Genomic DNA, 25,316 nt, shown 5'->3' with positions numbered 1-25,316 from the left:
CGGAGGCGGCCACACCGGAGGAGAGCAACGGAGCCTGCTACACCCGTGCACCCGGGCTCACGGAGCGGGCTCGACGGAATCGTGCGGTGACGGGCGACGCCTTGAGAGCGGTCGGCAGGGTCAACTACCCGACCGAGTGGTCGCATTGGCCCTACGGCGACCGGTACTGGGCATTCATCAGCGGCGCCGACCACGCGGTCCACGCGTCGCGACAACTCGGGTGAGACAGGAGGGGCGGGGCACTGCCACCGGGGAAAAGTGATGGAACCCCGACAGACGCCGTGCTGGGATGGCGCGATGCAACATGACGTGTCGATGGTCGTGGACCGAGGGCAGTACCAGGATGCGGTGACGCCCTGGGAACAGGAGACCTGGCGGGAGGCGGCCCTCGGGTGGGCGGAGCGTGAGCTCGCCGCTCACGGTCTGCGCGAGACAGGGGAACGGAGTGTCCGGCTACGGCCGTGGTCCGTCCTCGTACGTATGGGCGTCGAAGGTCACGGTGCCGTCTGGTTCAAGGCCAATCCGCCCGGGAGCGCCTTCGAGGCGGCGCTCACTTCCGCGCTCGCCCGCTGGGTTCCGGAGCACGTATTGGAACCTCTCGCCGTCGACGTCGACCATGGCTGGTCGTTGCTCCCCGACGGCGGCGCCCTCTTCAGAGATGTGCTCGACCGCGGCCCCGCCGACGCGCGAGCCTGGGAAGAGGTACTGCGCCAGTACGCGACCATGCAGCGCACGCTCGTCCCGCATGCCGATGAGATCGAACTGCTCGGCGTCCCCGGCGCACGCACCGCCGCGCTTCCCGATGTCTTCGGCCGGCTCGTCGCGGACAACACCGCGCTGCGGCCGGAGGACCTCGCGCGGCTGGGGGAACTGCGGCCGCGTCTGGTGGACTGGTGCGGGGAGTTGGCCGACATGGGCATCGCGGACACGCTCGACCATGCCGATCTGCACGACGGTCAGCTTTTCCACCCCGAGGCGGGTCGGTTCACCTTCTTCGACTGGGGCGACGCCGCCGTCTCCCATCCCTTCTGCAGTTTCCTCGTACCTGCTCGGAGAGCCCGCGAACGGTACGGGCCCGAGGTGCTGCCGCGGCTGCGGGACGCCTACCTCGAACCGTGGACGGGGCACGGACGGACGACCGCGGAACTGCGCCGCGCGCTGAGCCTCGCGGCCCGACTGGGGGCCATCGGGCCCGCCCGCGCCTGGAGCCGCCTCTTTCCCGGGGCATACGGCGCCGCCGATGCCAGAGGTGCCGCGGCAAGCGCCGAGTGGCTGCTCAGGCTTTGCGCCGAGCCGCTGGTCTGACTACGAGAAACCACCGTTGCTCATCAGCAGCTGCCCGTTGACCCACCCGCCCTCGCGGGAGCACAGGAAGTCCACGAGGTGTGCCGTGTCCTGCGGGGTGCCCAGGCGGCCGAGTGGGGTGGCCCGGACGCAGTGCGCGCGCCCCTCATCGGTCATCCAACCGGTGTCCACCGGACCGGGGTTGATCGCGTTGGCGGTCACACCGAGGTGGGCGAGTTCGTGGGCGGCGGCCAGCGTGATGCGGTCCATGGCTCCCTTGCTCGCGCCGTACGGCAGGTTCCCGACGGTGTGATCGCTGGTGAGGCTGATGATCCGGCCGGTGCCCCGTTCCGCCGTGAAGCGCCGTCCGAACTCGCGGATCAGCAGCCAGGTGGCGCGTGTGTTGACGGCGAAGTGCCGGTCGAAACTCTCGACGGTGGTGTCGAGCAGGCCGGAGTCGACCGACTCGCAGTGGCACATCACCAACGCGCCGACGGGGCCCAGCCGTTGCTCGGCCTGGTCGAAGACACGGGCCGGGGTGTCCGGGTCGGCGAGGTCCGCCTCGATCGCGGCGGTGGCCGCCCCCTGCTCGGCCAGAGTCTCGCTGATCGCCTCGGTCGCGCCGGGCTCCTTGCCCCAGGCCATGCGTTCGTCGTACGGGTTCCAGAAGGTGAAGGCGATGTCCCAGCCCGCCGCAGCCAGTCGACGGGCGATGCCGGCACCGATGCCGACGGTGCGGCCCACACCGGTGATCAGCGCGAGCGGGCGGTCGGCGGACTGAGTCTGTTCGGCGCTTGATGTCACGGGGTGGGATCGTTCACCGCAGCGACGGGGACGGCAACTGCTTTTCCGGTTCCCACCCTACGGGCACGGGCCGAACTACGCGTCGGCGCACCCGAGTTGTAGGAGATTGACGGTTCTCCGACAGGCCACCGAGATCCGGCGGATTGTGCCACGCCCACGAGTCGCGACCGCCCCTCTGGCTTGAACTCGCGCTCTTGTGACCTGAGTTCACCCGTGGTAGTCAAGAGTTAACCGGTTACTACCGGTAATACCTTGCTTTACTCGATCCTTACCCGTAACTCTTCCCTCACGTACTAGCCGTGACTCTGGGGGGAGTTGGCTTATGGAAGGCACGGTAGACGGTTTCCGTTACGGTGCAGTAACCCCGGTGGCCGCCTATTTAATGGCGTGCCTGGGAGGGGCTCTGGGGCTTCGCTGCATCGTGCGCACCTTGCTCAGCACACAGTCCTGGAAGCCCGGTTGGCTGGCGCTCGGCGCCGCAGCGATCGGCTCGGGCATCTGGACGATGCACTTCATCGCCATGATCGGTTTCCAGGTCGTGGAGACCCGGATCCGCTACGACGTGGGCCTCACGGTGCTCAGCCTCGCCGTGGCGATCATCGTCGTCGGCATCGGCGTCTTCATCGTCGGCTATCGCGGTGCCACCACACCGGCGCTCACCACCGCCGGCGTCATCACCGGCCTCGGGGTGGCCGCGATGCACTACCTGGGCATGGCGGCGATGCACCTCAACGGCACGATCAACTACGACGTAGCCGTCGTCGCGCTCTCCGTGGTGATCGCGATCGTCGCCGCAACCGCCGCGCTGTGGGCGGCCGTCACGATCCGTGGCTTCCTGACGAGTCTCGGGGCCAGCCTGGTCATGGGCGTCGCCGTGTCCGGAATGCACTACACCGGGATGGCCGCGGTCAGCGTCCATGTGCACAGCAGGATCGGCGGATCGTGGGCCGGCGACTCGCCCACCTCGCTGCTGCTGCCCATGCTCCTGGGGCCGGTCATCTTCCTCGTGCTGGCCGGTGTGGTGGTGATGTTCGACCCCCTGCTCGTCCTGGGCGAGGGCGACTGGAACCGCCGGCCCGTCCCACCACCGCGACGGACCCCTGGGATCGACGGCCTCGAGCGACCCGCGCCCCAGTCCGGATCCTTCTTCGACAGCCCGGCCGACACGGGACAACGTGACACACCGGTCGTCCACGCACGCCTCCCGCAGGACCCCCACTGGGCGACGCCACGCGGCCACCGGAGATGAGGAGTGCCGACAGCCACCGGGTGAGGCTGTCGGCATCCCCCACATGACGCCGGTGCGCCACCGCGGTACCCCAGATCCCGGCCGGTTCTAGATCGTTGTTACGGTGCACCGGTGTCTGACTCCTCACGCGATACCGCCGAAGGCGCCGGCTGGGGCACTGCCCGACTCGGCGAGTACAAGCGGCTGATGCCGCACAAGGTCGAGAAGATCTCGTGGCTCAACCCCAAGACGCTGTGGGCCGCCCGCAACGGCGTGGTGGCCTCCTGGTTCGGGGACCCCACGGGCCGTACCCGCAGCAGATGGGTGGCACAGCGTGAGGCCGTCGGCGCGCCCGCGGACAAGGTGATCCGGCGTGACGATCCGGACCGGTTCTCCTTCATGGTCATCGGCGACACCGGGGAAGGAGACGATCCCCAATATGCCGTCGTGCCAGGCTTTCTGAAGATCAGTCAGGGCACGAACTTCGCCGTGGTCGCCAGCGATGTCATCTACCCGGTGGGCAGCGCGGACGACTACGACACGAAGTTCTTCCGCCCGTACCAGGACTACCGGGCGCCGATATACGCGATACCCGGCAACCACGACTGGTACGAGGACCTCGGCGCCTTCATGCGCGTCTTCTGCGACGACGCCCCGCCGCTCGAACCCGAGCCCACGCCCCGCCCGCTCACCAAGGCCTGGCTGCGGTCCCTGCTGTGGCACCGGCCGCATGCCAAGGACGGCCAACGCCTCGACGCGGCACGGAAGTTGCGCTCCGAGGAAGCCCAACAGGCCGTCCAGCCGGGCCCGTACTGGGCCGTCGACGCCGGACCGGTGCGGATCATCGGCATCGACACGGGTCTGCTGGGAACCATCGACGCCGAGCAGGGTGCCTGGCTGCGCGAAGTCTCGCAGGGCTCCCGCCCGAAGATCCTCGTCACGGGATCACCCCTGTACGTGGACGGCGAACACCACCCCTGCGCGATCGAGGGCGGCGGCACCGTCGACGACATCGTCCGCGACCCGGAGCACCACTACGTCGCGGCGATAGGCGGCGACATCCACAACTACCAGCGCTATCCGGTGCAGGTGGACGGCCGCACGATCCAGTACGTCGTCTCGGGCGGCGGCGGGGCGTTCATGCACGCCACCCACACCATCCCGCACGTCTCGGTGGCGGACGTGGCCGAGAAGGACTTCCGCTGCTACCCGCTGCGCGGCGACTCCCTGGCCTTCTACAGCAGGCTCTACGGCCGCCGGCTGCACCTGCGCCGCTTCTTCACCCTCACCGAGGCCGAGGCGACGGCCGTGATCGCCGAGCGTCTCGGCATCCCGCCGACCCGCACCCCGGGCGCACCCGTGCGCGTCACCTGGCGCACCCGCCTGGTCGCCACCCTGCTGGGCGCCGTGGGCCGCCCCGACCGCACCTCACGCTTCCGTCTCCCCGTCCGCAAGATCTACACGCAGCTGTTCTCGCCCAGCTCGGCGACGTACAGCCCGCCCTTCTTCAAGTGCTTCCTGCGCCTGGACGTCACCCCGGAGGCGGTGCACCTGCGCTGCTACGCCGCCACCGGCAACCTCGCCCAGGAGATCGACCCGCCGGTCGAGGACGAGGTGACCATTCCGCTGAGCTGATGTGACCCGATCTTGACCGGAGGCGTGGGAACACTTCCCGCGAGGACCTGGTTGCCACTGGGTACTACTTGATTCATCAAGCAACCGCGGAGGACCCCGTGCCGTCGATCTCACGCCCCCTGCGCAAGCTGGGCTTCCTGACCATCGGCCTGTTCGACGAGGCCGACCCGCGCCGCGGGCACGAGTCCACGCTGGAGATCATCGAGCTGGGCGAGCGGCTGGGCTTCGACAGCGCGTGGCTGCGCCACCGCCATCTCCAGTACGGCATCTCGTCCCCGGTCGCCGTCCTGGCGGCTGCCTCGCAGCGCACGAGCCGTATCGAACTCGGCACCGCGGTCATCCCGCTCGGCTGGGAGAACCCGCTGCGGCTGGCCGAGGACCTGGCGACGGTCGACCTGCTGTCCGGCGGCCGCGTCAACCCGGGGGTCAGCGTGGGCCCGCCGATGCACTACGAGCAGGTCAGGGACGCGCTGTACCCGGACACCGCCGACGCCGAGGACTTCAGCTACGAACGGGTGCGGCGGCTGCTGGACTTCGTGCGCGGCAAGTCGGCCACCGACTTCAGCGGGGTCGAGGGCTTCGAGGTGTTCTCCGACCGGGTGCAGCCGCACTCCCCCGGTCTGGGCCGCCGCCTCTGGTACGGCGGCGGCAGTCTCGGCTCGGCCCGCTGGGCGGGTGAGCACGGCATGAACTTCCTGGTCAGCAGCGTCGTCAAGGCGGAGGGTGCCGAGGAGCCGCACGACTTCGCGGAGATCCAGCTGTCCCACATCCGCGCTTTCCGCGCCGCCCATCCCGACGGCGAGGACGCCCGCGTCTCGCAGGGCCTGGTCGTCATCCCCACCGACTCCGCCTCGCCCGAGCAGCGCGCGAAGTACGAGGAGTACGCCGCGAAGCGCACCCCTCGTACCGCGTCACCGCAGGGGCCGGCGCGGCTGATGTTCGCGCCGGACATCGTCGGCACCTCGGCGGAGATCGCCGAACGGCTGCACGCGCACGCCGCGTTCCGCGAGGTCGACGAGGTCGCCTTCGCGCTGCCGTTCACCTTCGAGCACGAGGACTACGTACAGATCCTCACCGACATGGCGACGAAGCTCGGTCCGGCGCTGGGCTGGCGGCCCGGCGCCTGACCGCGGTCACCAGCGGCCGACTTCGGTTCCGACGATCGGTTCGGACGGCTTGCCGTCCGCCCCGACCGGCACGTCCCCGGCGAGCATCACCCGGTGCATGGTCCGCGGGAAGCCGAGGTGGGCGTTGTCACTGGGGGCCAGGTGGATGGTGGCCCTGTTGTCCCAGAAGGCCACGCTGCCCGGCTCCCAGCGGAACCGGACCGTGTACTCGGGCCGGACCGCCTGTTCCAGAAGCATGTCCAGAATCGCCCTGCTCTCGGCCCGGGAGACATCGGCGATCTGCTCGACGTAGTACCCGTTGACGTACAGGATCCGCTCCCCCGTCTCCGGGTGGACCCGCACCAACGGGTGCAGCGAGGCGACCTGATGGTCCAGCAGATGCCGGACATACGAGTCCTCGCCCGGGCGCGGCTGATAGCCGACGCCGAGCCGGTGCTCGACCCTGAGGCCGTCCACGAACTCCCGTACCGGGGCGGAGAGTCCGGCGTACGCGGCGGCCAGGTTCGACCAGGTCGTGTCGCCGCCGTAGGCCGGGACGGTCTCGGCGCGCAGGATCGTCGCGGCGGGCGGATCGATACGGGCGCCGTGGTCGCAGTGCCAGCCGCGCAACAGGGTGTGCCGTCGGCGCTGCAGCCATTCGTCGTGCTCCATACCGAACTTGCCGCCCAGCTCCAGCCGGTCGGCGGTCGTCTCGACCTCGGGGAAGTCCGTCGGCGAGGCACTCCCCCGCTTGCGCAGAACGACCGGTTCGCCGAACCGGCGCGCGAACGCCACATGCCCGGCGTGATCCAGCCGCTGCCCACGGAAGAACACCACCTTCCAGCGCAGCACGGCCGCCCGGACCGCGGCCACTTGGGCGTCATCCAGGTCTCCGGCCAGGTCGACACCCGTGATCTCGGCTCCGATGTGACCCGCGACGGGGTTCACCTCGATCCCCGATGTGGCCCAGTCCGTCGTCATGCGCGCTCCGATGGTCGGTCGGTCGTCTCCGTCAACGATCTTGACAGCGTTCGCCGTGCCTGGCGACAGGGCCTCAGGACTCAGGCCGTGAACTCCCGTATCACCGTATTGCGGAACACCGCGGTGCCGTCGATGGTGAACAGGGCCAGCCCGGTGTCGGCCAGATACGGGAAGGCCTCCACCGAGTGCACGTACCGACCGTCGTCGACGAACATCTCCACGGATGTGCGGTCCACAAGGATCCGCAGCCGGACCGTGCGTGCGGACGGGTCGAAGGGGCTCCTGCTCTCCTGCCAGTTGCCGGAGGAGTCGGGGTTCACCGTGTTCCGGCGGTTGACGAAGGCGTAGTCGTTGTAGATCCCGGCGTCGATGTGGCGTCCGCCGTCGGCGGAGAGTCTCAACTGGAGCCCGGCACCGGTGAGTTGGTCCCAGGTGATCTCGGTGGTCAGCTCGTAGGCCGTGCCGCTGTAGTCGAGCAGACGGGTGCCGTCGACCTCCAGGTCGCCGAGGTTCACCGTGCGCGAGACGTGATCGTCCAGGGCGGCGACCGGGCGGGAGGCAAGGTAGTAGGTGCCGGAGGCGGCACGCTGCAGCGTGACTTCACGGACGATCGAGTCGGTGCCGTTGAAGCCGTCGCAGTCGATCGTGGGCGTGGTGTTGGCGTAGTCCCAGTGGTTCAGCCAGCCGATCGCGTATCGGGCGGCCGGGTCGACGGTGCCGTTCGCGTCCCGCTTCTCGAAGGTGACGGCCGCGTACCAGTCCCAGCCATGGTCGAGCCACTGCGGGTCCGACGCGTCGGGGGTGAAGGTGGTCCCGTCGAAGGCGCCCGTCCAGTAGGCGTACGTGCTCGGCAGCCCGGAGCCCTTGCCGTTGGCGCTCGCGCCCAGCACCCACTTCCACGCGCCGTCCGCCGCCCGGATGCGGAACAGGTCCGGGCACTCCAGGACCCCGATGCCACCCTTGATGAAGCCGCTCACGTACGTCCATGACTTCAGGTCGGTGGAGTGGTAGAAGCCCACTTTGTCGTTCTCGGCGAGCGTCATCACCCACCGGCCGCGTTCCTCGTCGCGGATCACCTTGGGGTCGCGGAAGTCCTGGACGCCGGGGTTGGGCAGGACGGGGTCGGTGCCATGGTTGGTGAACGTACGGCCGTTGTCGGTCGAGTAGTACAGGTACTGCGCCTGAGCGCCCCCGTCGGGCGCCATGGTGGCGATGACGATCACCGTGCCCGCGCCGAAGCCCGCAGTGTTGTCGTCGTCGACCACCGCCGAGCCGGACCAGACATCGCCGTTGGGCGTGGTGTCCTTCGGCACGGCGATCCCGCGGTCGGTGAAGGAGACCAGGTCGGCGCTGGTGGCGAGACGCCAAGCGGTGCCCGCGGTGGTGCCGCCCGTGAGGTAGTCGGCGTTGTACAGGTAGTAGTAGTGGTACTCGCCGTCGATCCAGATCGGCCGCTGTGGATCGTTCTTCCACTGGTCGGGGACCGTGAAGTGGTACTCGGCGCGATAACTGGCGCAGGTGGTGGCGGCTTTGGGCTTCGCGGCGGCCGTGGGTGCGGCGGGCAACAACGCGGCCGAGGCTCCCGCGGCCGATCCGGCGAGCAGCGCCCGCCTGCTCATCATGCGCATGACACATCGTTCCCTTCGTCGGGATGGCGGCTCATGTGATGCAGGACTGTGCGACCTAACTCGTTAAAGGTCAAGGGGTTCACGCGTATTGACAGGCCCGTGGCCCGCTTCGCATCATCTGGGGCATCAACCCTGAACTAACACGAGTTAGGGCCGCCCGATGACCGACTCGCACGTCACTCGCCGCACACTGCTGCGGTACGGCGCCTACGGCGCGGGAGCCGCCGCGCTGGCCGGTACCGCCGCGAGCTGGGACCGGCTCACCGGAGCCGACATCCCCGGCCGGGACGACGGCTCCCTCGTCGTCGCCACCCTCGGCCCCGCCTACGGACCGGAGGCCATACGCACACTCACCGAGGGCTTCAAGCAGGTCCACCCCGACATCAAGCTCCGCATCAACGCCGTGCAGGCCGTCGACTGGTCGGACTTCTTCGCGAAGATCCTCACCCAGATCGCGGCGGGCACCGCTCCCGACCTCGTGTACGTCGCCACCGAGGGCGTCCAGCTGTTCGCGCAGCGCCTCGGGGTCCCGCTGGACGACTGGGTGAAGCGGGACGCCGCGGAGCTGCGCGAGTACTTCGCCGACGTCCATCCGTCGCTGGTGGAGTCGATGATGTACGAGGGGAGCCTCTATCAGCTGCCGGTCGAGTTCAACGCGGCCGACATGTACCTCAACAACCAGGTGCTGAAGCGGGCGGGCGCGGACTTCCCGGCGGCCGACTGGAGCCGCGACGACTTCACCGACCTGCTGCGGGACATGAAGAAGTCCAGCGGCTCCCAGTTCACGCCGTACTTCTGGACCAACCGGCTGTGGGGCGGCGTGGTGCCCTGGCTGTTCGCCAACGACACCAACCTGCTCGCCGAGTCCAAGGCGCCGGGCGGAGCCTGGCTGTGGGACTCCTTCTACCCGGCCGCCGAGCGGCAGGGCCGCGGGGGCGGTTTCCGCTGGACGACCCCGCAGGCCACCGACGCGCGCGTGGAGGAGGCGTACGACTATCTCGCCTCCCTCATCCAGGAGGACCTGTGCACCCGCCCCGAGGGCGGCAACGGCCAGAACCTCATCGGCGTGTTCTCCACCGGCCGGGTCGGCGTCACGCCCGCGGGCGGCTTCTGGGCGGGCGGCCTGCACCTGGCCGGTATGCAGGCGAACGGCTTCGACGTGCAGTACTTCCCGCGCTGGCGCACCCAGCGCATGCAGTACGGCGCCGCCGGCTACGCGCTGCTGCGCACCTCGAAGCGGCAGGAGGAGGCCTGGGAGTTCATCAAGTACGCAGCCCGCCGCGACACCCTGATGCGGCTGTTCGAGACCAACCAGACCACCCCGGCGCGCCGCTCGATGCTGACCGCCGACCGCTACCGGGAGACCGGCCCGGGCCGCTGGCAGGTCTTCTACGACAGCCTCGACAAGTTCCCCGACACCGGGCCGATCCCCGCGCCACCGCAGGTCGCCGAGGTCGAGCAGGTGCTGCTCAAGCACACCGGTACCGCCCTGGCCTCGCGGCGCTCGGTGGCCCCCGCGTTGCGCCGGATGCAGAGCGACCTGGAGAAGGCCATGGAGCGTGACGTATGACGAACACCCAGATACCGGCCGTACGGTCGCAGCAGCCGGCCGCGCCTCCGGCCGTCGCGCCCCGGTCCTCCGCCCGCGACCGTGGCACCCGGCTGCTGGCCACGCTGTTCCTGGCGCCCACGATCGTCGGCATCGTCGTCTTCACGGTCGTGCCGATCGTCGGCTCGGTGGTGCTGAGCCTCTTCCACTGGAACGTGATCGACGATCCGAGCTTCGCCGGGGCCGCCAACTACCGTGAGGTCTTCACCGATTCGACGGTGCTGGTGTCCTTCGGCAACACGCTGGTGTTCATGGTGTTCGCGGTCGCGCTGCAGCTGCTGATCGCCCTGGTGCTGGCCCTTGCGGTGAACGGGCGGATGCCGGTGTGGCTGCGGTCGGTGTTCCGCTCGGCGTTCTTCTTCCCGCTGGTGCTGTCCGCCGCGTCGATCTCGGTGGTGATGAAGTACCTGTTCAACCAGGACTTCGGGGTCGTCAACTGGGCGCTCGGGCTGGTCGGGGTCGCGCCGGTGCCGTGGCTGACGTCCGAGAACGCGGCGATGGCCACGGTGATCCTGGTCTACGTGTGGCAGCAGTTCGGGTTCTCCTTCCTGCTGTTCGTCGGTGGCCTGAACAACATCCCCAAGGAGATCCACGAGGCCGCTGCCCTCGACGGCGCGACCGGGCTGCGCAAGCACATCGGCATCACGCTGCCCCTGCTGTCGCCCACACTGCTGGTCGCGTCGGTGGTCGGCATCATCAACGCGCTCCAGGTCTTCGAGCAGCCGTACGTCCTCACCAACGGCGGGCCCGGTGACGCCACCCGGACCGTGGTGATGGTCATCTACGAGAGCGCGTTCGAGCAGCTCCGCTTCGGTGAGGCCTCGGCGGTGGGTGTGCTGCTGTTCGTGCTGATCATGGCGGTGACCGCCGTCCAGTTCCGGCTCAGCCGGCGTTTCGTCCACTACCAGTGAGCCGGGTGACTTCCATGACCCAAGCAACCCTGTCCCTGAGCCGCACCCGGCACTCCCTCGCGCCGTGGGCGCGGATCGCCGCGCTGGCCGTGTGCGCGCTGCTGACCCTGGGCCCGGTCATCTGGACCGTCTCCACCTCGCTGCGCACCCCCGCCGAGGCCTTCGACCTGCCACCGCGGCTCATCCCGACGGATCCGTCCACGGAGGCCTACCGCGGGGTCTTCGACCAGATCGACGTATGGCTGCTCGCCCTCAACTCGACGCTGGTGACCGCGCTGGTCGCCGTCGGCCAGATGATCACGGCGGGACTGGCCGGATACGCCTTCGCCCGCCTCGAATTCCGGTTCAAGAAGCTGCTGTTCGGCCTGGTCCTGGCGACCATGATGGTGCCCTTGCAGGTCACCATCGTGCCGGTGTTCCTGGTGCTGAAGCAGCTGAGCCTCACCGACACCCTGCTCGGCCTGATCATCCCGGCGTTCCCGACCGCCTTCGGCACCTTCCTGATGCGCCAGTACTTCCTGGGGATGCCGAAGGACCTGGGCGAGGCGGCGATGATCGACGGCGCCGGACCATGGCGGATCTTCCGGTCCGTCTACGCCCCGCTGGCCGCACCCGGCCTCGCGATCGTCGGCGTACTGGCCTTCAACTACCACTGGAACGAGTTCTTCCGCCCGCTGATCCTCGAGACGTCCGGCCAGAACTACACGCTGCCGTTGGGCCTGGTCTCGCTGCAGGGCAACCTCGGCACCGGCTCCATCTCGGTGGTCCTCGCCGGTGTCGTCCTCTCCATGATCCCCGCCGTCGCCGTGTTCGTCGTCGGCCAGCGCCCTCTCCGCGAGGGCATCACGTCCGCAGGAGTCAACCGTTGAGCCATGACCCCGACGCGCCGCGTTTCAGGGTCCGTCCGCCCGGCGGCTGGATCAACGACCCGAACGGGCCGTTCCGTTGGCGGGACCGCTACCACCTCTTCTACCAGCACAACCCTGACGCGCCGGTGCACGCGAACGTCCACTGGGGTCACGTCTCCACTCCCGACCTCGTGCACTGGGAGCACCACCCGATCGCCCTCGCCCCCACGCCCGGCGGCCCGGACGAGGCGGGCTGCTGGTCCGGCTGCGTGGTCGACGACGACGGCGTGCCGACCGCCGTGTACACCGGCGTCGACCGCCGTCACACCGGCCTCGGCACCGTCTGCCTGGCTCGGGCCGTGGTCCCGGACGACGAGACCCTCACCGACTGGAAGCCGCTGCCGACGCCGGTGGTGGCCGGGCCACCCGCCGGCCTGGACGTGGTGATGTTCCGCGACCCGTTCGTGTTCCGCTCTGGCGGCCGGCGGTGGGCACTGGTCGGCGCGGGACACGCGGACGGGACGCCGTCGGTCCTGCTGTACGACTGCGAGGACCTGACCGACTGGAGGTTCGCCGGGGTTCTCCTGGACGGCAACGACCCCGTCGCGGCGGATGTGTTCGGCGACAAGGCGGTCGGCTGGGAGTGCCCGCAGCTGTACACGACGGCGAGCGGCGCGTGGGTGCTCGTCCTGTCGCTGTGGGACGGCGACCCGTACGCCACCGGATACCTGACAGGTCGTCTGCAGCCTCACGGTGACGGCGAGTTGGGCTTCGAGGCGCGCACCGGCGGACGGCTCGACCACGGAAGGGACTTCTACGCGCCCGCCGTGCTCCAGGAGCCGGACCGCACCCTCATGTGGGGCTGGTCCTGGGAGGCCCGCGCGCAGGGCGAGATCGACCGCGCCGGGTGGGCCGGGGTCCTTACCGCGCCGAGGATCGTGGACACGCATCCGGACGGCGCGTTGCGCGTCGCACCGGCACCCGAACTCCAACTCCTGCGTACGGCCGAGCCGTTCGTCACCGCGCCGGACCGCCGGGTACCGCTCCCCCGGTCGTACGACCTGACCGTCACCGCGCACGGACGCACCACCGTGAGCTTGCTTCGGTCCGCTTCCGGCGCGCAGCTGACGGTGCGACTGGACCCGGACCAGGGGACGGTGACGCTGGATCGCGGTGACTGGCCGCGGGCGAGGCCCGACGGAGCGGCGCCGATCGTGGTGCCGGCGCCCGGAAGACAGGTGCGCATCCTCGTCGACGGTTCACTGTTCGAGCTGTTCCTCGACGACCGCGCCACGGTCACCGAGCGCGTCTACCTCCGCCCGGACGACACACCCGAGCTCGTCGTGTCAGGGGACGCGACCACCGTCACCGGGTGGGAACTGGTCCCACCGACGCCCGACTGATCACCGGGCACGCGATGCGCCGCGTGGTGGCCGGCGGCGTGCGTCCGGTATCGATGGAGTCCAGGAGGAGGCGGGTCGCGGCCTCGCCCATCGCCCGGTGCGGCAGCGCGACCGTGGTGAGGGGCGGGGTGAGGTAGGCCGCCATGTGCTCCTGGTCGTCGTAACCGACCACCGACAGGTCGCCCGGGACGGCGATGCCGAGCCGGGTCGCGGCGTGCAGGACGCCCGCCGCGACCCGGTCGTTATAGCAGAAGACACCCGTCGGGCGCCGGTCGGCGGAGGCGCCGTCGAAGATGCGCAGGGCGCCCTCGTGTCCGCTGGAGATCTCGCCGCCGGTGCGCGGAACCCACTCCTTGGGAACCGTGATCCCCTCGGCGCGCAGGGCGTCCCGGAAGCCGCGCAGCCGCTCGACGGAGGCGATGTCGTCCTGGCCACCGATCATGGCGACGCGGCGGTGCCCCTGCTCCAGCAGGAGTCGGGCGGCTGTACGGCCTCCGGCCCGCTCGGCGGGGATCACCGAGGGCAGGGAGTCGTCCTCGGGCAGGCAGTTGGCGAGCACGGAGTGGGTGCGGTGCAGGCCCTCGGGGACCCGGACCCGTCGTAGCGACATCGCGGCGTAGATGATGCCGTCCACGCGCCGGTCGAGGAGTTCCGCGACGGCCGCGTCCTCCTTGGCCCGGTCGCCGCCGGAGTCGACGGTCAGGACGAGGTGCTCTCTGTCCCAGGCGGTCTCCATGGCCCCGCGCAGCAGCCGGCCCGCGAAGGGCGAGGAGGCGATCTCGTCGGTGACCAGTCCGATCACGGCCGTACGGCGGCGGCGCAGGCCGCGGGCGACGGGGTCGGGGCGGTAGCCGAGCTGGGCGGCGGCCTGGCGGATGCGCTCCTGGGTGGCGGGCGACAGATTGCCCTCGGCGCGCCCGTTGAACACGAAGGAAACCGCGGTGTGCGACACCCCGGCGAGCCGGGCGACGTCGCGTGACGTGGGACGTCCGGATCCCGCCGGCTGCTTCTCCTCGGTGCTGCCCATGCCGTCCGCTGCCTTCATCCTCCACCCGTCCGGTTGATCACAGCTCACCCTATCCGTGACCCTGGAGGTACAGCACAGTCGAGGGAAAGGTCCCACGGTGATCAGCATCCCGACGCACACACTCAACGACGGTACGACGATGCCCGCCCTCGGCCTGGGCACCTGGCCGATGGACGACACGCAGGCGGAGCAGGCGGTTCTCGGCGCCCTGGAGACGGGCTACCGCCTCGTCGACACGGCGACGAACTACGAGAACGAGACCGGTGTCGGCCGTGGTGTGGCCCGCAGCGACGTCCCGCGCGAGGAGATCGTGGTGACGACGAAGCTCCCGGGCCGGCACCACGGCTACGAGGAGACCCTGACCTCCTTCGAGGAGTCCCGTGCGCGGCTCGGCCTGGAGTACGTGGACCTGTATCTGATCCACTGGCCGCTCCCCCGCGTCGACAAGTACGTCGACTCGTGGAAGGCCATGATCAAGCTCCGTGCGGACGGGCTGGTGCGGTCGATCGGCGTCTCCAACTTCACGCAGGCGCACATCGAGCGGCTGGAGAAGGAGACAGGAGTCCTGCCCTCCGTCAACCAGATCGAGCTGCACCCCTTCTTCCCGCAGGACGAGCTGCGCGCCTTCCATGCCGCCAAAGGCATCGTCACCGAGAGCTGGAGCCCGCTGGGCCGGGGCACGACCCTGCTGGACGATCCCGTGGTCGTCTCGGTCGCCGAGGCCCAGGGAGTGACGCCCGGCCAGGTCGTCCTGCGCTGGCACGTCCAGCTCGGCGCGGTTCCCATCCCGAAGTCGGCGGACCCCGAGCGGCAGCGCCAGAACCTCGACGTCTTCGGCTTCCGGCTCGGCCCCGCCCAGATGAGGGCGATCGCCGACCGCACCCAGCGGCGCATGGGTGGGGACCCTGAGGTGCACGAGGAGTTCTGAACCGGCGGAGGTGATCCGCCGATTCCGGCCCGAACAGACCTTCCATGCCTCTAAGTTCGAGCGGCACGACGCTGATCGTCCGCTCGAGCCTGGAGGCCTTTCGTATGCGCATCGCGCTCCGCACCGCCATATCCGGCGCGGCCCTCTCCGCCACTGTCCTCACCGGCACCACCGCCCACGCGACTCCGCCCGGCCCCGGGGTGACCGCCACGCTGATCGCCCAGAGGACCGTCGGCGACACCGACTACGTCATCAGGGAGATCACCATCCCGCCCGGCCAGGCCACCGGCTGGCACTACCACGACGGCCCCGTGTACGGGTACGTGAAGCAGGGCACCCTCACCCACTACCACGCCGACTGCCTCACGGACGGCGTCTATCCGCAGGGCACCACCGTCCGCGAGCCGGGCGGGCCGAGCGACGTCCACCTCGGCCGGAACGAGGGCGACACCCCGCTCGTCCTGGAGGTGCTGTACGTGCTGCCGCACGGCGCGCCGTACTCCGAGGACGTGCCGAACCCGGGCTGCTCGTTCCAGTGACGAGTTGATCAGTCCGGCAGCGGTTCCAGCGACTGCTCGGCCCAGATCGTCTTGCCGCTGCCGGTCTGCCGGCTGCCCCAGCGCTGGGTGAGCTGAGCGACCAGCAACAGCCCGCGGCCGCCCTCGTCGAAGGCGTGGGCGCGCCGCAGGTGCGGGGAGGTGGAACTGCCGTCGGAGACCTCGCAGATGAGGGTGCGGTCACGGATCAGCCGTAGCTGGATGGGCGGTTCGCCGTACCGGATCGCGTTGGTGACCAGTTCGCTGACGACCAGTTCGGTGACGAAGGCGGCCTCGTCCAGTCCCCACGCGGTCAGTTGCTCGGTGGCGGCCTGCCGGGTGGCGGCCACGTGCGCGGGGTCGGGCGGCACGTCCCAGGTGGCGACGCGGTCGGCGCCCAGCGCCCGGGTGCGGGCCAGCAGCAGGGCCACGTCGTCGCCGGGCTCCTCCGGCAGTACGGCCTTCAGCACCGTGTCGCACAGGTCGTCGAGGGTCTCGGTCCTCGCGGTCAACGCGCGGCACAGTTCGTCGGTCGCGTGGTCGACGTCCCGGTCGCGGTCCTCGATGAGACCGTCCGTGTACAGGGCGACGACCGCGCCCTCGGGCAGCTCGATCTCCGCCGCCTCGAAGGGCAGCCCGCCGACGCCGAGCGGGGGCCCCGCCGTCATCTCCACGAGCCGCGAGGTGCCGTCGGGCAGTACGACGGCCGGTGGCGGATGGCCGGCGGCGGCCGCGGTGAGGCGGCGCGAGACGGGGTCGTAGACGGCGTAGAGGCAGGTGGCGCCGAGCTCCGCGGCCTCGTCGTCCCGGTCGCCGGCCGCGAGATGGGTGACGAGGTCGTCGAGGTGGGTGAGGAGTTCGTCCGGCGGCAGGTCCACGTCGGCGAGGGTGCGGACGGCCGTGCACAGGCGTCCCATGGTCGCCGAGGACGGGATGCCGTGTCCGACGACGTCGCCGACGACGAGGGCGACCCGGCTGCCGGACAGCGGGATGACGTCGAACCAGTCACCACCGATGCCGGCCAGCGAACCGGAGGGCAGATAGCGGTGGGCCACCTCGACGGCCGCCTGTCCGGGCAGGCCGCGGGGCAGAAGGCAGTTCTGCAAGGTCAGTGCGGTGGTGCGTTCGCGGGCGAAGCGCCGGGCGTTGTCGATACAGACGGCGGCGCGGCTGGCGAGTTCCTCGCCGAGGACGGCGTCGTCGTCGCCGTAGTCCTCCGGGTGGGACATACGAACGGCGACCACGACACCCAACGTGGTCCCGCGTGCCTTGAGCGGCACCGCGAGCATCGAGTGGACGCCCTTGCGGTAGGGGCGGCCCGCGGGGGCCCGCGCGTTGCGTTCGGCGACCCATCGCATGAAGTCCGGTTCGCCCGCCTGGCTGAGGACCGCCCGCCCCTGCCGCAGTGACTTCGCGGGCGGCGAGAACGCGGGGTAGATGTCCGGCTCCCCCAGGTGTACGGCCGCCTCCGGGGTGCCCTCGTGGGCGGAGCCGTGGGCGACGCGCCGCAGGACGATGTCGCCGGTCGGCACGGTCGGGGGTTCGTCCGCTCCGAGGACCCATTCGAGCAGGTCGACGCTGGCGAAGTCGGCGTACCGCGGGACGAGGAGTTCGATCAGTTCCTCGGCGGTGCGCACCACGTCCAGGGTGGTGCCGATGGCGGTCGCCGCCTCGTTCAGCAGTGCGAGGCGCTGCCGGGCCCAGTACTGGTCGCTGCTGTCGAACGCCGCGAGGGCGACCCCGGTCAGCTCACCGGAGTCGTCGTCCCGTACGGGCCACATCTCGATGCTCCAGGCGTGCTCCCGGTTGAGTGCGGGCGCGCCGGTGAAGCTCTCGTAGCGGACCGGCATGCCCGTCTCGGCCACCTGGCGCAGATGGGCGTTGAAGCCGCGGCTGTGCTCGGCGTCCTCGATGGTCTCCGGGAAGTGCCGGCCCAGCAGGGCCTCCTCCGGCACCCCCATCACCCGGCAGGCCACATCGTTGAGGCGCAGATAGTACTGCCGGAGGTCGAAGACCGACATGGACATGGATGCCTGCTGGAAGGCCTGCCCGGCCAGGGTGGGTTCGGCGCGGCCGGGCCGCTCCGCCGTGATCACGTAGGCATCGGGTGCGCCGCCCCCGCCCAGGACCGGGCAGGCGCTCAGGGCGAGCGGAACGGGGGAACCGTCCCGGTGCCGCAGCACGACGGTGCCCTTCAGCGCCGCGACGGCCTGTCCCGGCGGGTCCTCGGCGAGCAGCTCCCGTGCCGCTCGTCCCACGACCTCCTCGGCCGTGTGTCCCGTGAGCCGCCGGGCACCCTCGCTCCACCCCGTCACGATGCCTGTGGCATCGACGATCGCCGTAGCGGAGGCATGCTCCATATCATCCAGGATGGTCCGTTTGTCAGACCGCATCAACCGAAATGGGGCAACCGGGCCCCTGGCGTCACTTCCGGTGGGCGCGCAGCGCGTCCAGCGCCCGGTCGGCGTGGGTGTTCATCCGCAGTTCGCTGCGGACGACCTCCAGCACCGTGCGGTCCTCGGCTATGACGAAGGTGACCCGCTTGGTGGGCGCCAGGCTGAAGCCCCGCTTGACGCCGAACCGCTCGCGGATCGCCCCGTCCTCGTCGGACAGCAGCGGCATGCCGAGCGTGTGCTTTCCCGCGAACTCCTGCTGGCGTTCGACGGAGTCACCGCTGACGCCGACAGGACGCCCGCCGGCTTCGGCGAACTCGGCGGCGAGGTCGCGGAAGTGGCAGGCCTCCGCGGTGCAGCCCGCGGTGAGGGCCGCGGGGTAGAAGAAGAGCACCACCGGTCCGTCGGCGAGCAGTTCGGACAGCCGGCGGGTCGTGCCGGTCTCGTCCGGCAGCTCGAAGTCCTCGATCTTGTCGCCGGTCTCTATCAGCTTGGTCATGCCCGACCCTCTCCGCTCCTGGCGACGTTGCGCGCCCACAGTACGAGGGGCAGCTGCAACGGCAGCCGCCCGATAGCAGCCGCCTTCAGCGGGGTGGGCCGGTGCCGCCAGTCCACGGCCATCTTCACGTTGGCGGGGAACACCCCGACGAAGAAGGCGGCCGTGGCCAGCGCCGCCACCCGCCTGGTCCGCGGCAGCGCCACACCCGCGGCCAGCGCCAGTTCCGCGGCCCCGCTCGCGTACGTCCATGTCCTGGGCGAACCCGGGAGGCCGCGCGGAATGGTCGCGTCGAACGGGCGTGGTGAGGCGAAGTGGGCGACGCCCGCGGTGGCCAGCAGGCCGGCGAGCAGCAGGGGCGAGCGTTCGGACCGCGGCACGGTTCCTCCTCTGGGGGCCTGCCGCGCGATATTACTTGACGGTAAATGCGAGGCGGGGCCCAGGGGTCGGGGTTCTCGTCACCACGTTGCCCGCGCCCGTCGACGTCAGGCGGTGCCTGCGGGCGTCGGCTGTTCGGCCTCGTCGTCGTTGGCGTGGGAGAGGAAGTCGTCGACCATGCGGTGGAAGAGCGTGGCGAGCTGCCGGAGCTCCTCGGGCGCCCAGTCACCCAGGGCGAGTTGCATGCCGCGGGCGCCGACGTCACGGATACGGTCTATGGCCTGCTGACCGGTCTCGGTGAGCTGGATGCGCTGGGCACGGCGGTCGTCGGGGTCCGGCACGCGGGTGACGTAGCCGGACTTCTGCAACTGCTGGACCGTGCGCGTGACATGGGAGGCCTCCACTCCCAGCCGGTTGGCCAGCTCCCCCGGCCGCAGCGGCTCGGAATCGGCGACCTGCCGCAGCAGAGCGACGGCGGCACGGTCCAGCGGTACGTCGGCGAGCGTCATCAGACGGTCGTGCGCACGGGCGCGTGTGCTCAGGTAGGTGATGCGGGTGAGCGCCCGTTCGATGTCGATGACTTCCGGGGACGCGGGGACGTCGGGGAGCGGCTGAGAGGACATGGGACCCACTTTACCATCTTGTTGCGTAACTCAAGTAATCTACTGCGGGCGTTTACCCCGCGTACTGCTGACGTACGACGTCACCCCCTCACACCCGGTCGGCTTTTCGCTCGGCGCGCAGCAGCCAGGCCAGGTAGGCACCGCCCGCGACGCCCGTCACCACGCCGACCGGCAGCAGGGCCGAGCCGGTGACGCGCTGTGTGGCCAGGTCGGCGGCGGAGACCAGGAGGGCACCCATCCATGCCGCGGGCAGGACGTTCGGTCCCGGCGCCCGGGTCACGCGGCGCGCCAGCTGCGGGGCGGCCATGGCGACGAACGGGATGGGTCCGGCCGCGGCGACCGCCATCGCCGTAAGACCAGTGCCCGCGCACAGCAGCAGCAGTCGGGTGCGCTCGGGCGGGACGCCGAGCGCACCGGCGGTGTCGTCGCCCATCTCGAGCATGGTCAGCCGCCGCGCGCAGACGAGGACCACCGGGACGAGGAGCACCAGCCCGAGGGCGGCGATACGCACCTCGCCCCAGTCCCGGGCGTTGAGCGAGCCGATCATCCAGGTCGCCGCCTGGGCCGCCTTGCCGATGTCGGCGCGCACGTACAGGTAGCTGGTCGCCGAGCCGAGGACCGCGGACGCGCCGATGCCCACGAGAACCAGCCGGTAGCCGTGCACACCCCGCTTCCAGGCCAGCAGGTACACGGCCACGGCGGTGGCGAAGCCGCCGCACACCGCGCCGATCGCGGTCTGCGCGTCGCCCCCGTCGAAGAGGATGATCGCGACGAGCGCGCCCGCCGAGGCACCGTTGCCGAATCCGGTGATGTCGGGGCTGCCGAGCGGATTGCGGGTCAGCGACTGGAACACCGCGCCCGCCATGCCCATCCCGAAGCCCACCAGGACGGCCACCAGGGCGCGCGGCAGGCGCAGGTCGATCACGATGAACTCGGCGCCGGGCGGGCCGTCCCCGGCGAGGGTGCGCACCACTTCCGGCGGGGACAGCTCGTACGTGCCGGTGCCGATGGCGAACACCATGGCGCACGCCGCCAGTACCGCGAGGGTGACGCAGACCAGCAGTGCGCGGACGTCGTACCGCAGGGACCAGCGCCTCGTGCGCAGCAGCCCGTGACGCACGACCACTCGCTCGTCCTGCATGAGGCTCACAGCTGGGCCACCTTCCGCCGCCGTACCAGATGAATGAAGAGGATTCCGCCGAGGAAGGCGGTGACCGTGCCGACCTCGATCTCCGACGGCGGCACGACGATCCGGCCGATCACGTCGGAGAGGAGCAGCAGGACCGGCGCGTACAGCGCGCAGAACGGCAGCAGCCAGCGCGGGTCGGGGCCGCAGAAGGCGCGGGCGGCGTGCGGGATCATCAGCCCGATGAAGCCGATCGGCCCGCAGACGGCGGTCGCTCCCCCGCACAACAGCGTGATCGCGACGACGGAGAGGACTCTGGTGCGCTTCACCTTGGTGCCCAGGGCCCGTGCGTGGTCCTCGCCCAGGGCGATGGCGCCGAGCGGCCGGGCCAGCGCGAAGGCGAGGAGGGCGCCGGCCACGAGCAGCGGCGCCACGGCGACCAGCAGGGAGGCGTCGCGCTTGGCGAGCGTGCCCACGGACCAGTACCGCATGGCGTCGAGAGTGCTCAGGTCCCACAGCTGGAGGCCGTTGACGTAACCGAACAGGGCCGCGTTGACCGCCGTACCGGCGAGGGCGAGCCGGACCGGTGTGGCGTACCGCCCGCCACCGAGGGAGTTGACGGCGGTGGCCGCCAGCGCGGCTCCGGCGAGGGCGAACCACAGATAGCCGCTGAAGGACGTGATGCCCAGGACGCTGATCGCGGTGACGACGGCGGCGGACGCGCCCGCGTTCACGCCGAGCAGCCCGGGGTCGGCGAGGGGATTGCGGGTCAGGGTCTGCATGACGCCGCCGCCGAGGCCGAGGGCGGCGCCGACGGCGATCCCGATGAGGGTGCGCGGCAGCCGGAGGTCGCGCACGATCGCGTCGTTCTCGGTGCCCGAGGGCGAGAAGAGTGCCGACCAGACCTGGTCCAGCGGGATCTGCTTGGTGCCGACGGCCAGCGACAGGGCGACCGCTCCGACCAGCAGCGCCAGGCCCAGCAGCAGGCCGGACGCGCGTACCGAAGTCCGCGAGCGGCGCTCTCTGGCGCCCCTCCCCTCGACGAGACGTTTTCTGCTCGGGCGTGACGCCATTCCAATGAACATGTGCTTAGCTTAGGCTAACCTAACCTTGACTGTTGACGATTTCGTTGACGTCTCAACCTTGCATTCCCAAATGTCCTCGGTGTCCACCTGGTTGCCCCTCCGGGCGACGAGAAGAGGAGAGATGTCCGCCGCCCCCACGCCCGCCCTGCGCCCCGCCGCCGGGCTGCCGGACCCCCGCCACGACGTGCGTCCGGTCCGCCTCACCGGTCCGCGCATCGCCCGACTCGTGGCCCAACTGGCCGCGGCCGAGGACGAGTCGAGACGCGCGGCCCTGACGGCCGGGTTCTGGAGCGAGGTCGAACGCCTGGGCACGCCGCTCGTCGAGGAGCTGGAGGGCGAGCCCGGTCACCGGGTCGTCACGTTCCTGTGGCGCGGCCACCGCGCCACCCGGCAGGTGTTGTTGTTCGCGAACCGCCTTGTCGACCGCGACCACCTCGCCGGCTCCTTGCTGCAGCGCGTGCCCGGCACCGATGTGTGGCACCTGGGGCTCAGGCTGCGCGCCGACCACCGCGGCTCCTATCGCATGGCCGCCGACATATCGCCCAAGGAGCCGCCCGGGGACCCGGCCGGTCTCCAGCAGCGGCTGCGCGCCCTGTCCGCGTACGCCGCGCCGGATCCGCTCAACCGGCGGACGGTGCCGACCCGTTGGCACTCGGCCGACAGCTCGGTCTTCGCCCTGCCGCAGGCACCGGCGCAGCCCTGGGCGGACCGGCGCACCGCCGTGCCGGCCGGGCGGGTGGAGCGGCACCGGGTGGCCGCGTCCGCGCTCGACGGCGACCGTGACACCTGGGTGTACCTGCCGCCCGGACACGACCGGGGCGACGCCTCACCCCTGCCCGTCCTCGTGCTGTGCGACGGCGACATGTGGTTCGGCCGGCTCGAACTCGGCCACACGCTCGACGCGTTGATCGCCGACGGGGCCCTGCCGCCGCTCGCCGTGCTGGCGCCGGACGCGGTCGACAGCCGGACGCGCTGGCTCGAACTGGGCGGGCGCGAGAAGTTCGTCTCCTTCCTCGCGGACGAGCTGCTGCCCTGGGCGGCCGGCCGCTGGCCGCTCACCACGCACCCCGGGCAGACCGTCGTGGCGGGGCAGAGCCTGGGCGGCGTGACCGCGCTGCACGCCGGTCGTCTGCGGCCGGAACGCTTCGGCAACGTGCTCGCCCAGTCCGCCTCCCTGTGGTGGCGCCCCGGCCTGCCGCCGCCGGGCCGGGCCAAGCCGCCCGTGCACGGGATTCCCTGGCTCGTCAGCCGCTACGCCCAGGCGAAACCGCTGCCCGTCACGGTCCATCTGGACGTCGGTCTGCACGAGGGCGTCATGGTCGACCACCACCGGGTCCTGTATGACGCGCTGCGCTCGGCGGGCTACCGGGTCACCTACGACGAGTTCAACGGCGGCCACGACTACGCCTGTTGGCACGGCGCCCTGGCCGACGGCCTGGTGCGCCTGCTGGGCGTCTGAGCCCTTGCTTCCCCTTTTGTCGTCTACAAGGAGCTTCACTTACATGTCCTCTACACGATCCTCTCGCAGGGCGGTCCTGACGTCCGCCGCCGCCGTCGTGACGGGAGCGCTGCTCCTCACCGCCTGCGGCTCCGACGACGGGAGCGACAGCGCCGCCGGCAAGGAGACCAGCACTCGGCAGATCACCGACGCCCAGGGCCGCAAGGTCGAGGTGCCGACCGCGCCGAAGAAGGTCGTCACGCTGAGCGAGCCCACGCTGGACGCCGCGCTCGCCCTCGGCGTAGAGCCCGTCGGCGCCACCTCGGGGCGCGGCCAGACGGGCGTGTCCACCTACCTCGCCGACAAGGCGTCCAAGGCCGAGGTGGTCGCCACGGTCGCCGAGGCCGACATGGAGAAGCTGGCCGCCCTGCAGCCCGACCTGATCCTGCTGGACGAGACGACCGGCGCCAAGAGGGAGCTCTCCAAGCTCCAGGCGATCGCCCCGACCGTGGTCACCGCCAAGCTCAACGAGGACTGGAAGAAGGCGTTCACGGCCACGGCCGACGCGCTGAACCAGAAGTCCGAGGGCGAGAAGGTCCTGTCCGACTACGAGGCCGACGTCGCCGCCACCAAGGAGAAGCTGGGCGACAACGCCGGCGCGGTGGTCAGCGTCATCCGCTGGCAGGACGGCGCCCCGTCCGTGGTCGGCAAGGGCGTGGGCCACGTCGGCTCCACCCTCTCCGCGCTCGGCGTGAGCCGACCCAAGGACCAGCAGGGCGCCAGCGCCGGGCACAGCGAGCCGGTCAGCCTGGAGAAGCTGACCACCATCGACGGCGACTGGCTGTTCTTCGGCACGCTCGGCGACCGGGCCGACGGCGAGAAGGCGTACGCCGAGGCGAAGAAGGTGCCCAACTTCAGCAAGCTGGAGGCCGAGAAGGAAGGCCACGTCGTCGTCATCCAGGGCTCGGCGTGGAACAGCGCGGGCGGCCCGCTGGCCGCGCGGATCGTGCTCGACGACGTCACGAAGGCGCTCACCTCGTGAGCGGCTCACTCGCCGGACGGCTCGCCCTCGTGACGGGGGCGGGCCGGGGCATCGGCGCGGCCGTGGCCACGGCGATGGTCGACCAGGGTGCCCGGGTGCTCGCCACCGACCTGGACGCCGACGGCGTCGAGGCGCTCGCCGAGAAGCACGGCGGTCGAGTCACCGCCCGCACCCTGGACGTCACCGACGCCGCCGCCGTGGAAGCGCTGGTCGCCGACGCCGAGCGCACCCACGGCCCACTGGACATCGCCGTCAACGTGGCCGGGATCCTGCGGAGTTCGAGCGCCGTGGACCTCACGGACGAGGACTGGGCGGCCACCTTCGCCGTGAACACCGACGGCGTGTTCCACGTCTCGCGCGCGGCGGCCCGCCGGATGGCCGAGCGAGGCCACGGCAGCATCGTCACCGTCGCCTCGAACGCGGCCGGCGTTCCCCGCGCGGGCATGGCCGCCTACGCCGCCTCGAAGGCCGCGGCCGTCATGTTCACCAAGTGTCTGGGGCTGGAGATGGCCGCGCGCGGCGTCCGCTGCAACACGGTCTGCCCCGGCTCGACCCTCACCGACATGCAGCGCGCCATGTGGGCGGCCTCCGGCGCCGACGAGGCAGCCGGCGCGCGCAGCGTCATCCAGGGAGACCTGGCGACCCACCGGACGGGCATCCCGCTCGGCCGCATCGCCGATCCCGCCGACGTCGCCGATGCCGTCGCGTTCCTGGTCTCCGACCGCGCCCGCCACATCACCATGCACGACCTGTACGTCGACGGAGGCGCCACCCTGCGCGCCTGAAGCCCACGTCGTCGACCACGCC

Annotated in this window: 23 protein-coding genes; 13 read left to right on the top strand and 10 right to left on the bottom strand. The window is 70.7% G+C overall.

The window, feature by feature from the left end:
* The first annotated feature begins 297 nt into the window (after window positions 1–297).
* Entirely contained in the window at window positions 298–1,305 is a 1,008-nt protein-coding gene (locus tag IG08_RS0134755; RefSeq protein WP_030611978.1) for an aminoglycoside phosphotransferase family protein, read from the top strand.
* Here the strand turns inward: IG08_RS0134755 and IG08_RS0134750 are convergent, their stop codons facing one another.
* Window positions 1,306–2,088: an SDR family oxidoreductase gene (locus IG08_RS0134750; protein WP_030611976.1), complete on the bottom strand. Its 783-nt coding sequence runs from the start codon at window positions 2,086–2,088 to the stop codon at window positions 1,306–1,308.
* A gap of 322 nt (window positions 2,089–2,410) precedes the next feature.
* Here IG08_RS0134750 and IG08_RS0134745 point away from each other — a divergent pair, with 322 nt between their 5' ends.
* The 3 genes from IG08_RS0134745 (at window position 2,411) to IG08_RS0134735 (ending at window position 6,078) form a co-directional block, all read left to right on the top strand.
* Window positions 2,411–3,337 (top strand): MHYT domain-containing protein, encoded by a 927-nt coding sequence (locus IG08_RS0134745; protein ID WP_030611975.1) that lies wholly within the window; start codon window positions 2,411–2,413, stop codon window positions 3,335–3,337.
* A 111-nt stretch (window positions 3,338–3,448) separates the two neighbouring features.
* The gene (locus tag IG08_RS0134740; RefSeq protein WP_030611973.1) at window positions 3,449–4,951 is read left to right on the top strand and encodes a metallophosphoesterase family protein; all 1,503 of its coding nucleotides are present in this window, start codon (window positions 3,449–3,451) and stop codon (window positions 4,949–4,951) included.
* A 98-nt stretch (window positions 4,952–5,049) separates the two neighbouring features.
* Window positions 5,050–6,078, top strand: a complete 1,029-nt coding sequence (locus IG08_RS0134735) for an LLM class flavin-dependent oxidoreductase (RefSeq protein WP_030611970.1) — start codon at window positions 5,050–5,052, stop codon at window positions 6,076–6,078.
* A gap of 6 nt (window positions 6,079–6,084) precedes the next feature.
* Here IG08_RS0134735 and IG08_RS0134730 read toward each other — a convergent pair whose 3' ends face one another.
* A complete protein-coding gene (locus tag IG08_RS0134730; protein ID WP_030611968.1) occupies window positions 6,085–7,038 on the bottom strand; it encodes a TauD/TfdA dioxygenase family protein in 954 nt (317 codons plus the stop codon).
* 80 nt (window positions 7,039–7,118) lie between these two features.
* On the bottom strand, window positions 7,119–8,666 hold the full coding sequence (locus IG08_RS0134725) for a glycoside hydrolase family 32 protein (protein WP_030611967.1): 1,548 nt from the start codon (window positions 8,664–8,666) through the stop codon (window positions 7,119–7,121).
* A 160-nt stretch (window positions 8,667–8,826) separates the two neighbouring features.
* Here IG08_RS0134725 and IG08_RS0134720 point away from each other — a divergent pair, with 160 nt between their 5' ends.
* The 4 genes from IG08_RS0134720 to IG08_RS0134705 are packed head-to-tail and all read left to right on the top strand — an operon-like array spanning window position 8,827 to window position 13,437.
* A complete protein-coding gene (locus IG08_RS0134720) occupies window positions 8,827–10,236 on the top strand; it encodes an extracellular solute-binding protein (RefSeq protein ID WP_030611964.1) in 1,410 nt (469 codons plus the stop codon).
* The gene (locus IG08_RS0134715) at window positions 10,233–11,186 is read left to right on the top strand and encodes a carbohydrate ABC transporter permease (protein WP_030611960.1); all 954 of its coding nucleotides are present in this window, start codon (window positions 10,233–10,235) and stop codon (window positions 11,184–11,186) included. The genes IG08_RS0134720 and IG08_RS0134715 overlap by 4 nt, the downstream gene beginning before the upstream one ends.
* A gap of 14 nt (window positions 11,187–11,200) precedes the next feature.
* Window positions 11,201–12,055 (top strand): carbohydrate ABC transporter permease, encoded by an 855-nt coding sequence (locus tag IG08_RS0134710; RefSeq protein ID WP_030611958.1) that lies wholly within the window; start codon window positions 11,201–11,203, stop codon window positions 12,053–12,055.
* Window positions 12,052–13,437, top strand: coding sequence for a glycoside hydrolase family 32 protein (locus IG08_RS0134705; RefSeq protein WP_030611955.1), 1,386 nt, complete (start codon window positions 12,052–12,054; stop codon window positions 13,435–13,437). The genes IG08_RS0134710 and IG08_RS0134705 overlap by 4 nt, the downstream gene beginning before the upstream one ends.
* On the opposite strand, the gene IG08_RS0134700 is transcribed toward IG08_RS0134705, so the two are convergent.
* The gene (locus IG08_RS0134700) at window positions 13,400–14,464 is read right to left on the bottom strand and encodes a LacI family DNA-binding transcriptional regulator (RefSeq protein ID WP_030611952.1); all 1,065 of its coding nucleotides are present in this window, start codon (window positions 14,462–14,464) and stop codon (window positions 13,400–13,402) included. The genes IG08_RS0134705 and IG08_RS0134700 overlap by 38 nt on opposite strands.
* Window positions 14,465–14,561: 97 nt before the next feature.
* On the opposite strand from IG08_RS0134700, the gene IG08_RS0134695 reads away from it, so the two are divergent.
* Together IG08_RS0134695 and IG08_RS0134690 are read left to right on the top strand one after the other, a co-directional pair.
* The gene (locus tag IG08_RS0134695; RefSeq protein ID WP_030611949.1) at window positions 14,562–15,392 is read left to right on the top strand and encodes an aldo/keto reductase; all 831 of its coding nucleotides are present in this window, start codon (window positions 14,562–14,564) and stop codon (window positions 15,390–15,392) included.
* Window positions 15,393–15,496: 104 nt separating this feature from the next.
* Window positions 15,497–15,931, top strand: a complete 435-nt coding sequence (locus IG08_RS0134690) for a cupin domain-containing protein (RefSeq protein ID WP_030611946.1) — start codon at window positions 15,497–15,499, stop codon at window positions 15,929–15,931.
* Window positions 15,932–15,939: 8 nt separating this feature from the next.
* On the opposite strand, the gene IG08_RS0134685 is transcribed toward IG08_RS0134690, so the two are convergent.
* From IG08_RS0134685 to IG08_RS0134660, 6 genes are all read right to left on the bottom strand, one after another.
* Window positions 15,940–18,288: a SpoIIE family protein phosphatase gene (locus IG08_RS0134685; protein WP_030611943.1), complete on the bottom strand. Its 2,349-nt coding sequence runs from the start codon at window positions 18,286–18,288 to the stop codon at window positions 15,940–15,942.
* Between the two features lie 64 nt (window positions 18,289–18,352).
* Window positions 18,353–18,820, bottom strand: a complete 468-nt coding sequence (locus IG08_RS0134680; protein ID WP_030611941.1) for a peroxiredoxin — start codon at window positions 18,818–18,820, stop codon at window positions 18,353–18,355.
* Entirely contained in the window at window positions 18,817–19,197 is a 381-nt protein-coding gene (locus IG08_RS0134675; RefSeq protein ID WP_030611938.1) for a DoxX family protein, read from the bottom strand. Before IG08_RS0134675 ends, IG08_RS0134680 begins: the two co-directional genes overlap by 4 nt.
* A gap of 105 nt (window positions 19,198–19,302) precedes the next feature.
* Complete coding sequence (locus IG08_RS0134670; RefSeq protein ID WP_030611935.1) at window positions 19,303–19,818, bottom strand: MarR family winged helix-turn-helix transcriptional regulator; 516 nt, start codon at window positions 19,816–19,818, stop codon at window positions 19,303–19,305.
* Window positions 19,819–19,906: 88 nt separating this feature from the next.
* Window positions 19,907–20,959, bottom strand: a complete 1,053-nt coding sequence (locus tag IG08_RS0134665; protein ID WP_052424990.1) for a FecCD family ABC transporter permease — start codon at window positions 20,957–20,959, stop codon at window positions 19,907–19,909.
* A 5-nt stretch (window positions 20,960–20,964) separates the two neighbouring features.
* Window positions 20,965–22,029, bottom strand: a complete 1,065-nt coding sequence (locus IG08_RS0134660; RefSeq protein WP_234343039.1) for a FecCD family ABC transporter permease — start codon at window positions 22,027–22,029, stop codon at window positions 20,965–20,967.
* 121 nt (window positions 22,030–22,150) lie between these two features.
* Here IG08_RS0134660 and fes point away from each other — a divergent pair, with 121 nt between their 5' ends.
* The 3 genes from fes to IG08_RS0134645 are packed head-to-tail and all read left to right on the top strand — an operon-like array spanning window position 22,151 to window position 25,294.
* Window positions 22,151–23,488, top strand: coding sequence for an enterochelin esterase (gene fes / locus IG08_RS0134655; protein WP_078655862.1), 1,338 nt, complete (start codon window positions 22,151–22,153; stop codon window positions 23,486–23,488).
* A gap of 43 nt (window positions 23,489–23,531) precedes the next feature.
* Complete coding sequence (locus IG08_RS0134650) at window positions 23,532–24,509, top strand: ABC transporter substrate-binding protein (protein WP_030611923.1); 978 nt, start codon at window positions 23,532–23,534, stop codon at window positions 24,507–24,509.
* Entirely contained in the window at window positions 24,506–25,294 is a 789-nt protein-coding gene (locus IG08_RS0134645) for a 2,3-dihydro-2,3-dihydroxybenzoate dehydrogenase (protein WP_030611921.1), read from the top strand. Before IG08_RS0134650 ends, IG08_RS0134645 begins: the two co-directional genes overlap by 4 nt.
* The last annotated feature ends 22 nt before the right edge of the window (window positions 25,295–25,316 follow it).

The organism is Streptomyces fulvoviolaceus, from assembly GCF_000718165.1.
Lineage (GTDB): Bacteria > Actinomycetota > Actinomycetes > Streptomycetales > Streptomycetaceae > Streptomyces > Streptomyces fulvoviolaceus.
Note: the sequence above shows the minus strand (reverse complement) of the source record. Positions and strands in the feature narration are given on the sequence as shown.

Bases quoted from the DNA above. Each gene is read 5' to 3' on its own strand.
- IG08_RS0134725 (WP_030611967.1), bottom strand. From the start codon at position 8,666: ATGCGCATGATGAGCAGGCGGGCGCTGCTCGCCGGATCGGCCGCGGGA.
- IG08_RS0134715 (WP_030611960.1), top strand. From the start codon at position 10,233: ATGACGAACACCCAGATACCGGCCGTACGGTCGCAGCAGCCGGCCGCG.
- IG08_RS0134690 (WP_030611946.1), top strand. From the start codon at position 15,497: ATGCGCATCGCGCTCCGCACCGCCATATCCGGCGCGGCCCTCTCCGCC.
- IG08_RS0134685 (WP_030611943.1), bottom strand. From the start codon at position 18,288: ATGGAGCATGCCTCCGCTACGGCGATCGTCGATGCCACAGGCATCGTG.
- IG08_RS0134660 (WP_234343039.1), bottom strand. From the start codon at position 22,029: ATGTTCATTGGAATGGCGTCACGCCCGAGCAGAAAACGTCTCGTCGAG.
- IG08_RS0134670 (WP_030611935.1), bottom strand. From the start codon at position 19,818: ATGTCCTCTCAGCCGCTCCCCGACGTCCCCGCGTCCCCGGAAGTCATC.
- IG08_RS0134745 (WP_030611975.1), top strand. From the start codon at position 2,411: ATGGAAGGCACGGTAGACGGTTTCCGTTACGGTGCAGTAACCCCGGTG.
- fes (WP_078655862.1), top strand. From the start codon at position 22,151: ATGTCCGCCGCCCCCACGCCCGCCCTGCGCCCCGCCGCCGGGCTGCCG.
- IG08_RS0134665 (WP_052424990.1), bottom strand. From the start codon at position 20,959: ATGCAGGACGAGCGAGTGGTCGTGCGTCACGGGCTGCTGCGCACGAGG.
- IG08_RS0134720 (WP_030611964.1), top strand. From the start codon at position 8,827: ATGACCGACTCGCACGTCACTCGCCGCACACTGCTGCGGTACGGCGCC.
- IG08_RS0134755 (WP_030611978.1), top strand. From the start codon at position 298: ATGCAACATGACGTGTCGATGGTCGTGGACCGAGGGCAGTACCAGGAT.
- IG08_RS0134730 (WP_030611968.1), bottom strand. From the start codon at position 7,038: ATGACGACGGACTGGGCCACATCGGGGATCGAGGTGAACCCCGTCGCG.
- IG08_RS0134700 (WP_030611952.1), bottom strand. From the start codon at position 14,464: ATGGGCAGCACCGAGGAGAAGCAGCCGGCGGGATCCGGACGTCCCACG.
- IG08_RS0134650 (WP_030611923.1), top strand. From the start codon at position 23,532: ATGTCCTCTACACGATCCTCTCGCAGGGCGGTCCTGACGTCCGCCGCC.
- IG08_RS0134710 (WP_030611958.1), top strand. From the start codon at position 11,201: ATGACCCAAGCAACCCTGTCCCTGAGCCGCACCCGGCACTCCCTCGCG.
- IG08_RS0134680 (WP_030611941.1), bottom strand. From the start codon at position 18,820: ATGACCAAGCTGATAGAGACCGGCGACAAGATCGAGGACTTCGAGCTG.